Annotated in this window: 8 protein-coding genes; 3 read left to right on the top strand and 5 right to left on the bottom strand. The window is 57.7% G+C overall.

Features of this window, described 5'->3' with window-relative positions:
- Window positions 1–79: 79 nt before the first annotated feature.
- The 3 genes from C0398_05245 (at window position 80) to C0398_05255 (ending at window position 4801) form a co-directional block, all read left to right on the top strand.
- Window positions 80–1546: a bifunctional metallophosphatase/5'-nucleotidase gene (locus C0398_05245; protein MBA4365396.1), complete on the top strand. Its 1467-nt coding sequence runs from the start codon at window positions 80–82 to the stop codon at window positions 1544–1546.
- 132 nt (window positions 1547–1678) lie between these two features.
- Window positions 1679–3277: a hypothetical protein gene (locus tag C0398_05250; protein MBA4365397.1), complete on the top strand. Its 1599-nt coding sequence runs from the start codon at window positions 1679–1681 to the stop codon at window positions 3275–3277.
- Window positions 3278–3601: 324 nt separating this feature from the next.
- Complete coding sequence (locus C0398_05255; protein ID MBA4365398.1) at window positions 3602–4801, top strand: BMP family ABC transporter substrate-binding protein; 1200 nt, start codon at window positions 3602–3604, stop codon at window positions 4799–4801.
- A 333-nt stretch (window positions 4802–5134) separates the two neighbouring features.
- On the opposite strand, the gene C0398_05260 is transcribed toward C0398_05255, so the two are convergent.
- The 5 genes from C0398_05260 to glpK all read right to left on the bottom strand — a co-directional run bounded on the left by C0398_05260 (window position 5135) and on the right by glpK (window position 10208).
- Window positions 5135–5401 carry a hypothetical protein gene (locus C0398_05260; GenBank protein MBA4365399.1) on the bottom strand — a complete coding sequence of 89 codons (267 nt, stop codon included), beginning with the start codon at window positions 5399–5401 and terminating at the stop codon, window positions 5135–5137.
- Between the two features lie 8 nt (window positions 5402–5409).
- Complete coding sequence (locus tag C0398_05265; protein ID MBA4365400.1) at window positions 5410–5793, bottom strand: molybdopterin oxidoreductase; 384 nt, start codon at window positions 5791–5793, stop codon at window positions 5410–5412.
- Between the two features lie 10 nt (window positions 5794–5803).
- Window positions 5804–7078 (bottom strand): pyridine nucleotide-disulfide oxidoreductase, encoded by a 1275-nt coding sequence (locus C0398_05270; GenBank protein ID MBA4365401.1) that lies wholly within the window; start codon window positions 7076–7078, stop codon window positions 5804–5806.
- Window positions 7078–8568, bottom strand: coding sequence for an FAD/NAD(P)-binding oxidoreductase (locus C0398_05275; protein MBA4365402.1), 1491 nt, complete (start codon window positions 8566–8568; stop codon window positions 7078–7080). Before C0398_05275 ends, C0398_05270 begins: the two co-directional genes overlap by 1 nt.
- A 140-nt stretch (window positions 8569–8708) precedes the next feature.
- Complete coding sequence (glpK, locus tag C0398_05280; protein MBA4365403.1) at window positions 8709–10208, bottom strand: glycerol kinase; 1500 nt, start codon at window positions 10206–10208, stop codon at window positions 8709–8711.
- Window positions 10209–10233: the final 25 nt, after the last annotated feature.

The raw sequence follows: 10233 nt of genomic DNA on the forward strand, positions 1-10233 counted from the left end.
GGCGCAGGCTTGACACGGGACCTTCGTCTCAGAGAATGTCTCCAGAGGTTCTCACTGCCATTCTCCACAGGAGGCCACCATGGGTATCACGAAACGGTTCACCATCCTTCACAGCAACGACATGCACGGCGATTTTCTCGCAGAGATGCGCGGCGAAGAGGGCCACCTTATCGGAGGCCTGTCACTGCTGTCCGGGTACATCAATCAGGTCCGGAACGAGGAAAAGAACGTCTTGTACTGCATTGCGGGCGACATGGTGCAGGGTTCCCTCATCGACGCCGAGTACAAGGGAATCAGCACGATAGAGATCATGAACTACCTTGCGCCGGACGTCGCCACCCTGGGCAACCACGAGTTCGACTATGGCCTGCCCCACCTGCTCTTCCTGGAGAAGATGGCCAACTTCCCCATCGTCAACGCAAACCTGTACATCACGCAGTACAACAAGCGCCTCTTCAGACCATACGTCGTGAAGAACGTCGATGGCTTCGACATCCTGTTTATCGGGATCATCACCGAGAAAGTCATCGACATGCTGAAGACCGACAACATGCTGTCATCGTTCATCACGCTCCAGGAGGCCGCCAGTGAGGTTGGGAAGATCTGCAACGCCTACAAGACCGACGACATCGACCTGACCGTCCTGCTGACCCACATCGGCTTCGAGTCCGACAAGGAGCTTGCGGGCCTGCTGGACCCCGCGTGGGGCGTCGATATAATCATCGGAGGGCACAGCCACACGATCCTGGAGCAGCCCGCCATCGTCAACAACGTCCTGATCACACAGGCAGGTACCGGCACCGACCAGATTGGACGCTTCGACGTCACCGTGGACGACGACACCAACAGCATCGTCGACTGGACATGGAAGCTGGTCCCGATCGACAGCGCCCACTGTCAGCCCGACGAGCAGCTCACTGCGTTCATCGACGGGTTCAAGGACGTCGTCGACAAGAAGTACGGCAGTATCATCTCCAAGTTTCCACGCACGCTCACGCACCCGGAACGCACACGCGAAACGGAACTCGGGAACCTGTTCGCCGATGCGATCCAGCAGAAGACGAGCGTCGACGTCGCGTTCGTCGGCAGCGGCAGCATCCGCAAGACGGAACTGGGTCCCGTCGTCACGCTTGGCGACTACCTCGCATTGTTTCCCTACGACGACTCCGTCACCCGGTTCACCGTGACCGGCGCACAACTCCGGCATGCGTTCGCAGGGTTCATGCGCCCGGAGAACCGCAATGGGGAGGGCGAGTACTACCAGGTGAACAGAGGCGTGAAGGCGATCTATGACTTGGTGAAGCATGAGCTGGTATCACTTACCCTGAACGGCATTCCGGTCGACGATTCGTCACGGTACTCCATCTGCCTGCAGGGATATCACTACAAGAACTCGACCGTCGGGCTGCAGCTGACCGGAGCAGAGCTGGCACAGCTGGAGCAGCCCCACCTGCTTGCAACGTCTGGCCGAGACGTCGTCGAGGAATACCTCCGCAACCACCAGAACCTCCAAGCAGAGGTCGAGGGCCGTCTGCAGTATCTCTAGACCTAGCTTCCTGCCGGACCGGCTGGGTCTCCCACCGCGGGCGGGGCATTGCACGTCTTGACCGAAGAGGTGTTATGCCTAGTCTTATGGGTGGAGCGTTGACATGTGCCCCAAGGTGTACCACATCCAATTATGGAGGTAAACGTGAAGAGATTTGTCTCACTTCTCGTCGTCCTGGCAATGATTGCGGGGCTCACTGCTGGTGTATCCACTGCTACTGCTGCGACGACGACCTCTCTCATTCTGACGATCGGCAAGCTCAACTACACGCTAAATGGGATTACCAAGACGGGTGACCAGGCCCCGGAGATTACGGATTCGCGCACGTTCGTGCCGATCCGTCTGGTGGGCGAGAGTTTTGGCGCCGACGTCAACTATGACGCCGCCACCAAGACGGTAGGCGTCCTCCTCGGCGCTACGCAGTTCGAGTTCGTCATTGGCCAGAAGGCTGTCAAGGTCAATGGTGACGCCTTCCTCATGGATGCAGCCGCATACATCTCCAAGGCCGGCCGCACGCTTATTCCGATCCGCTTCGTTTCTGAGAAGTCCGGACTGACTGTCGCCTGGAATGGAACCACCCGCGTGGTCAGCGTCACCTCCAAGACTCCTATCACGAGCACTGTCAAGGTTGGCCTTGTCACCGACGTCGGTGGCCGTGGCGACCAGTCATTCAACGACTCCGCCATGCGCGGCCTCGAGACCTGGGCAGCCAAGAAGTCCTACGTCAAGGGCGGCGGATACACGGCGATGACCGATGCCGCGTACAAGCAGTCCCTGGCCGACAACGCCCCGGACCTCAGTGACCGGAATATTGTTCCACTCACGAATGTCCTTCCAGTCATCCTTGAATCCAATGAGCAGACCGACTACATCCCCAACCTCACCAAGCTCGCCGAGGACGAGAAATGCGAGCTCATCGTCGCCGTCGGGTTCATGCTTGCCGACGCCACCTACCAGGTCGCCAAGGAACATCCAAAGACCAAGTTCATGCTGATCGACGCCGTTCCCTCCGACCCCACAACGTGGGCTCCTCTGCCCACCCTGCCCAACCTTGTCTGCTTCCTGTTCAAGGAAGAGCAGTGCGGGTTCCTTGTCGGCGCCATCGCCGGTTATGCGACGAAGGCCAACAAGATCGGCTACATCGGTGGTATTCCCGTTCCGCCGGTCCAGCGCTATGAAGCAGGTTTCTTCGCTGGCATCAAGACAACCAACAAGACGGCTTACGGCACTGCTGGCGCCAACGTGTCCAACGTCTACGCCGGTAGCTTCGGCGACCAGCCCAAGGGCAAACAGATTGCCCAGACCATGATCGGTCAGAAGGCCGATATCCTCTTCCACGCTGCCGGGGCCACTGGCAACGGTATGTTCGAAGCCATCAAAGAAGCCGGCGGACCTGACAAGGGTCTGTGGGGCATCGGTGTCGACGTCGACATGGGCAAGAACCCGAACCTGTACCCTGCCGGCACGCTGACATCGGCTCTCAAGCACGTCGACTTCGCCACCTACATCTCCGTCAAGTCCATCGTCGACGGCACCTTCACCCCTGGCGTCATCACTCTGTCTCTTCGCAATGGTGGTGTGGGCTGGGCCCAGGGCAACGTTGCCAAGGTCCTGTCTGCCGCACAGATTGCCAAGATCAACACCCTTCGTCAGGACATCATCGACGGCAAGATCACTCCTCCCGAAGACCCCAAAGCCGTCCCGGCCTGGACAGCTCCGACCGGTTACTAGACTCTGCTTCAACATCGACTGCCAACCCCCGGCTTCATGCCGGGGGTTGGTGCTGCAACACGCAGACCCAAACCGATACGGTGAGGCGCGTCAGTGAACAGCCTTCAAGGAAACTGAGGCCAGCCTGATGCGCTTCGCTGACAGTTGGATATACTCAGATTGTGAGTATGTGCTCAGACATGGATGGTGGGTGGGAGGTGAACCGCGGACACGTGAGCTTGGCATATGACTGACAGACCGGCGCAACCGCCGGTGTCGCGATATCGATCGCGCATTTGTGCCACAATACTCACTATCAGGCTATTCTGTTCTGGAGGAGAACAAATGAGAAGACTGCTGTCTGTTGTACTGATTCTAGTTCTTGCTGCCTCTGTCTTCACCGGATGCAAGAAGGCCGCGCCGGTTGTCGACGAGATCAAAGTTGGCCTTGTCACCGACGTCGGCGGCCGTGGCGACCAGTCATTCAACGACTCCGCCATGCGCGGCCTCGAGGTCTGGGCTGCTCAGAAGTCCTACGTCAAGGGTGGTGGCTACACTGCCATGTCTGATGCAGACTATGCACAGTCGCTGGCTGACAACGCCCCTGACCTTACCGACAAGAATATCGCTCCGATCCCTGGCATCACCCCTGTTGTTCTCGAGTCAAAGGAACAGACGGACTACGTCCCCAACCTCACCAAGCTCGCCGAGGATGAGGGCTGCAAGCTCATCATCGCTGTCGGCTTCATGCTTGCCGACGCCACCTATCAGGTCGCCAAGGATCACCCAGACGTCAAGTTCATGCTGATCGACGCCGTTCCCTCCGACCCCACCACGTTTGCACCTCTCCCTGACCTCCCCAACCTTGTCGACTACCTGTTCAAGGAAGAGCAGTGCGGGTTCCTTGTCGGCGCCATCGCGGGCTATGCGACGAAAGCCAACAAGATCGGCTACATCGGCGGTATTCCCGTTCCGCCGGTCCAGCGCTATGAGGCAGGTTTCTTCGCCGGCATCAAGACAACCAACAAGACGGCTTACGGCACCGGCGGCAAGAACGTGGCCAACGTTTATGCCGGCAGCTTCGGCGACCAGCCCAAGGGCAAGCTTATCGCCCAGACCATGATTGCTCAGAAGTGCGATATCCTGTTCCACGCTGCCGGAGCCACTGGCAACGGTATGTTCGAAGCCCTCAAGGAAGCCGGCGGGCCTGACAAGGGTCTGTGGGGCATCGGTGTCGACGTCGACATGGGCAAGAACCCGAACCTGTACCCTGCCGGAACGCTGACGTCCGCCATCAAGCACGTCGACTTCGCCACATGGCTGGCCATCAAGTCTGTTGCTGACAACGCCTTCACGTCCGGACCCATCACTCTTTCACTGACCGATGGTGGTGTTGGCTGGGCCCAGGGCAACGTTGCCAAGGTCCTGTCTGCAGACCAGATTGCCAAGATCGACACCCTTCGTAAGGATATCATCGACGGCACGATCGTTCCGCCGACCGATCCGATCGCAGTTCCAGCCTGGACCGTTCCGACCGGTTACTAGAATCTGTTCCAGTACAACCACAAAACCCCCGGTTTTACGCCGGGGGTTTTGCCTATGAGGACGCGTTCATCTGAATACCGAGGAGGCCTGTGCCCAGAAAAGAAGACGCCCCGGGGGGTTAGGCCTGGGGCAATGTGGAAAAGGAAAGGGGAGTTGCTGTTTGCTGCAACCGGCAACAGTATAGTGCCCGAGAGGGCAATGCAACCCGGATTTTCACATTGTTGTCACGCCCGCGTCCACCACAGGGCAGACAGCGAATACCTGATTCCGGGAACCAAGACGCCCTCCCGCGCATGCGCGGGAGGGCGTTCAGTTGAGACATTCGCTACCTCTTCAGGGCTTGAAAACGTTCCATCCGCCCCGCTTCATCTGGAAGTAGAAGAAGGCTACCCAGGCTACGGGAAATATCACAGCGCTCCATGTTCTTCCGCCCTTCAAGAACATGATCTCACTGAGGATAAGCGGCACGAGGAATACTGCGAGTCTGATCCAGTAGCGTGGTTGCTTCTTCTGACTCAGCCCAGGCTTCGGCTCGACAGTGGGTGTCGGTGTTTCTGGCGGTACGATGACGCCTTTCTTCTCCTGCAAGTTTTTTGCCATGTCAGCTCCTATGATGCCTCGCTCTTTGCCGGAATATTCCTGCTTGCCAGAATGTTGACGCCGGTACCGAGCGCGTTTTCAATGACGACGTCCCCGAACTTTACGGGAGCCTTAAGCTCGATCTTCCGGATTTCGGCCAGCAGATCAAAAATACGCGGCTTGGGAATCGGCGATTCGGTGTAGACTGGTGCAAGAGGATGCACGCCACCTTTCACCCGAACCGTGGTCGTCACCATGCGCCGCGGGTCCTTCAGTTCCCCCGTCACATAGTCGATGCCGCGCTTGCAGCTATTCCCTTCCATCTTGACAACGGTCTCGCCCTCTATCGTCACGTCCAAGGCACAGCCCCTTGGACATGTAATGCAGATAAACTTCCTGTGTTCATGCGCCATATCAGTCTCCTTATCGCCTGACGACTCGCACGCTCAGCTCGGACGCGCGTTGCACCGCGTCGTAGGCAGACTGTGGAATGTCGATATTGACCATCTCGCCCGGGCGCACGTAGAGTTCCGTCTTTCTGGTCACGCGTTCTTCGCCGTTCATGACTTCGACCCAGACGGGTTCCTCGATCGGCAGTGTCACACGCATCTGTAAACGCTGGGCCGATTCTGCAAGGCTTTCCTTGTCCAGAACATGAGGGACGACGTACCGAACATTGTCTCCGGCTTTCATCTTGACCCGTCGGCCGTGGTGTTTGCGCTCAGCAATGGCGTATTGCGCCGCGTTCCGCCCGCATAGCAGCCCGGCTTGAGTCACCCAATCCACCAGGTCGTAGACATGGACCACGTTGCCCGCGGCAAAGATGCCCGACACGTTGGTTTGCATTTTTTCGTCGACAAATGGGCCACCGGTGACGGGGTCAAGTGAAACGCCCGCCTTGCGCGAAAGTTCATTCTCCGGGATGAGGCCCACTGAAAGCAACAGCGTATCGCAGGGAATGATCTCCTCGGTGCCGGGTATCGGCTGGCGCTGCTTATCGATCTGAACCGACTCTATCGCTTCTACTCTGTCATTGCCGATAATACGCTTGACCGTATGTTGCAGCTGGAGTGGAATATCGTAGTCCAGAAGGCACTGCACATAGTTGCGGGTCAGGCCGGTCAGGAAGGGCATGATTTCCAGCACTCGTTCTACCTTGGCACCTTCGAAGGTAAGCCTGCGCGCCATGATCATGCCGATGTCGCCCGATCCAAGAATCACGAAGCGCTTGCCAGGCATAAAGCCTTCGATATTGACAAAGCGCTGGGCCGTTCCCGCAGTATACACGCCCGCCGGCCTTGTTCCCGGCAAAGCAATCTGTGCCCGCGTTCGCTCACGGCAGCCCATGGCGAGCACCAGGGCCCTCGTGTCAAGCTCCACAAAACCGGACCACCGACTCGTCGCATACACATGCCGTTCACTGGTCACATTGAGTGCCATCGCGTCCAGCAACGTATCGATGTGAAGCCCTGCGAGCTCATCGATAAAATGCTGCGCATAGGCAGGACCCGGCATGTCCTTCTTGAATATTAGGAGGCCGAATCCGTTATGAATGCACTGCTGCAGAATCCCGCCCAGCTCCTGTGCCCGCTCGATGACGAGCACATCCTGAGCCCCCGTCTTCTTTGCTTCTATCGCCGCAGCCAGGCCGGCAGGACCAGCGCCGATGACGATCACGTCGTATTTTTCCTTTAGCATTATTCTGCCTCCTTGTCCTTGGTCGGCCGGACAAGGAATTCTGATCCCTTACCCTTCTTGCTGATTTCGAGCAGTGAGACACCCAGTTCGCGCGCAAGAATCTCGACGACACGCGGAGTATCAAAACCACCCTGACAGCGTCCCGTACCCAGCCAGGTGCGCCGCTTTATGGCGTCGTAGGTGCGCGCGGGTATGGGTGCGTGTATTTCGGCCACGATTTCGCCCTCGGTGACGTTCTCGCAGCGACAAATGATGCGTCCATAGCTCGGATCGTTCTCTATGAGCAACTTCTGTTCAGTCGGCAACATGTCACGGAAACGCGGACGAGCCCTGCGTATGGGGTTCCAATCCGACTTCTCCTCCAGCTTCTCACCAGCGCCCTTGAGCAGGTCGACGACCCGGACAGCAATGGCAGGAGACGAGCTAAGCCCGGGCGACTCGATGCCGCCAAGATTGACTAATCCATCGACCTCTTTGGGAATCTCGATGATGAAATCCTTGTTGTACTTGATATTCGGGTTGGGGCTTGGGGCATTGCCGCCGGGGCGGAGTCCGGCAAATTCGGCTATCGCATATCTTAGACTCAGCGACGGCACCAGGCTAAGAGCTCCCTGCCAGATTTCATCCAATCCTTCCGGAGTGATGGACCGGTCCTCTTTATCTTCGATCTCCAAGGCATTCGGTCCAATGATCGTATTGCCATGCACGGTCGTGGTAACCAGAATACCCTTGCTGGTTTCAGACGGCACAGGGAAGAGCACGTTGTTGATGGTGATCTCGGCCTTGTCGAAGACGTAATACTCGCCCTTTCGAGGCGTGATCTTGAACTCCGGCCGCAGGCCGGCCTTGTGCATCACCACATCGGAATACAGGCCCGCACTGTTGACGACCCAGCGAGACCGGAAATCGCCGCGATTTGTCTTGATGCCGACGATGCGCTTTCCTTCCATGATGAAGTCCTGAAATGCTGTGTCGGTCATAAGGGTGACCCCGTTGACGACGGCATTCTCCGCAGCGGCAACTACAACGCCGAAGGGGTCACAGATACCGCCGGTACTCGCCCACAGTGCACCGCTCACCTCGGGATTGATGTTGGGCTCCCGCCGACGAACGTCTGCACCATTGATGATGACCATTCCGGGAACCCCATTCTCAAGTCCCTGCTGCCGCAGACCCTCAAGCTTGCCAAATTCCTCGGGTCCTATGGCAACGACGTAATCTCCGCGCCTCTCAAAGGAGAAGTTGAGTTCGCCTGCCAGCTGATCAAACATCTGGTTTCCCACAACGTTCATCTCGGCCTTCAGCGTACCTGGCTTGGGGTCATAACCGGCATGGATAATCGCCGTATTCGCGGAGGAAGCACCCATGCCGATGTCGGAATCCTTTTCAATCAGAAGGATATCAAGTTTGTAGCGAGAGAGAAACCGGGCCACCATACTCCCGACTACACCCGCGCCTATGATGATGACATCATACGTTTTATCCGCCATATTCGCCATTCCTTTTTGTTCAGTATCGTACTTCCAGAGAATAGAGTCGGGGCATCGTTGATCGACTCTGGCCAGACAGAAACGAGCCGCGACCGCCGGTCGCGGCTCGTTTGAGATACGAGAAGCCTACAGCAATAGTTCTACTGCTTTATCCAACCGAACGTGCGCTTGACGGCTTCAAGCCATCCGTCAAAGAGCTTGGCGCGCTTGGCGCTGTCCATCTTGGGCTCCCAAGTCTTGTCCACGCCCCAGTTGGCGCGCAGATCTTCGACCTTGGCCCAGAAACCAACTGCGAGGCCAGCTGCATAGGCAGCACCGAGAGCGGTAGTTTCGGCTACCTTCGGGCGGATGACGGGAACGCCGAGGATGTCCGACTGGAACTGCATCAATGTGTCGTTGAACACCATGCCGCCGTCTACCTTGAGTGCGGTAAGCGGAACGCCGGAGTCCTTGTTCATGGCTTCGAGGACTTCGCGGGTCTGATACGCAGTCGCTTCGAGTGCGGCGCGAGCGATGTGACCCTTGTTGACGTAACGGGTCATGCCGACGATGACACCACGAGCGTCGTTCTTCCAGTACGGGGCGAAGAGGCCGGAGAATGCAGGTACGAAGTAGATGCCACCGTTATCTTCGACCGTGTTGGCCAGGGGCTCGATGTCGGAGGATTTCTGGATCAGGCCGAGGTTGTCGCGCAGCCACTGAACCAGAGCGCCTGTGATGGCGATGGAACCTTCAAGGGCGTACACGGCGGGCTCTTTGCCGATCTTGTAGCCGAGCGTGGTAAGGAGACCGTTCTTGGAAGGAACGGGCTTGGTTCCAGTGTTGAGCAGCATGAAGCAGCCGGTACCGTAGGTGTTCTTGGCTTCTCCCGCGCTGAAGCAGGTTTGGCCAAAGAGAGCTGCTTGCTGGTCGCCAAGGTCACCGGCGACAGGAATGCCTGCGAGTGCGCCAACGGCTGTACCGTACACTTCCGAAGAGGCCTTGATGTCGGGGAGCATAGAGCGCGGAATGCCCATCAGCTTGAGGATCTCTTCGTCCCAGTCGAGGGTCTCGAGGTTCATCAACATGGTGCGGCTGGCATTCGAGACATCGGTGACATGAACGCCGCCATTGACTCCGCCCGTCACGTTCCAGATGACCCAGCAGTCCATGTTGCCAAAATACAGTTCGCCCTTCTCGGCCTTCTCTCTGGCGCCAGGGACGTTGTCAAGAATCCATTTGATCTTGGGGCCGGAGAAGTAGGTGGCCAGGGGGAGTCCTACTTTGGCACGAAGGCGATCCTGTCCACCGACTTTTGCCAGCTCATTGCAGATGAGGTCAGTACGTGTGTCCTGCCATACGATGGCATTGTAGACCGGCTTGCCAGTGTTCTTGTCCCAGACCACCGTGGTCTCGCGCTGGTTCGTGACGCCGACTGCTGCGAGATCCTTTGCATCAACATGTGCCTTTGCAAGCGCACCGGCTATGACCGCCTGAGTGGATGCCCAGACTTCCATTGGATCATGTTCAACCCAGCCGGGCTTGGGATAAATCTGCTCATGCTCTTTCTGGTCGATACCGATAACCTGTCCAGCATGATCGAAGATCATGAACCGGGTGCTGGTCGTGCCCTGATCTATTGCTCCTACATACTTTGCCATGACGATTTCTCCTTTGTCAACTATT

Origin of the sequence: Coprothermobacter sp. (assembly GCA_013824685.1) — a bacterium.
Classification (GTDB): Bacteria; Caldisericota; Caldisericia; order Cryosericales; family Cryosericaceae; genus Cryosericum.

Excerpts from the sequence above, each read along its gene's own strand:
- C0398_05245 (MBA4365396.1), top strand. The coding sequence starts at position 80 with ATGGGTATCACGAAACGGTTCACCATCCTTCACAGCAACGACATGCAC.
- C0398_05250 (MBA4365397.1), top strand. The coding sequence starts at position 1,679 with ATGGAGGTAAACGTGAAGAGATTTGTCTCACTTCTCGTCGTCCTGGCA.
- C0398_05255 (MBA4365398.1), top strand. The coding sequence starts at position 3,602 with ATGAGAAGACTGCTGTCTGTTGTACTGATTCTAGTTCTTGCTGCCTCT.
- C0398_05260 (MBA4365399.1), bottom strand. The coding sequence starts at position 5,401 with ATGGCAAAAAACTTGCAGGAGAAGAAAGGCGTCATCGTACCGCCAGAA.
- C0398_05265 (MBA4365400.1), bottom strand. The coding sequence starts at position 5,793 with ATGGCGCATGAACACAGGAAGTTTATCTGCATTACATGTCCAAGGGGC.
- C0398_05270 (MBA4365401.1), bottom strand. The coding sequence starts at position 7,078 with ATGCTAAAGGAAAAATACGACGTGATCGTCATCGGCGCTGGTCCTGCC.
- C0398_05275 (MBA4365402.1), bottom strand. The coding sequence starts at position 8,568 with ATGGCGGATAAAACGTATGATGTCATCATCATAGGCGCGGGTGTAGTC.
- glpK (MBA4365403.1), bottom strand. The coding sequence starts at position 10,208 with ATGGCAAAGTATGTAGGAGCAATAGATCAGGGCACGACCAGCACCCGG.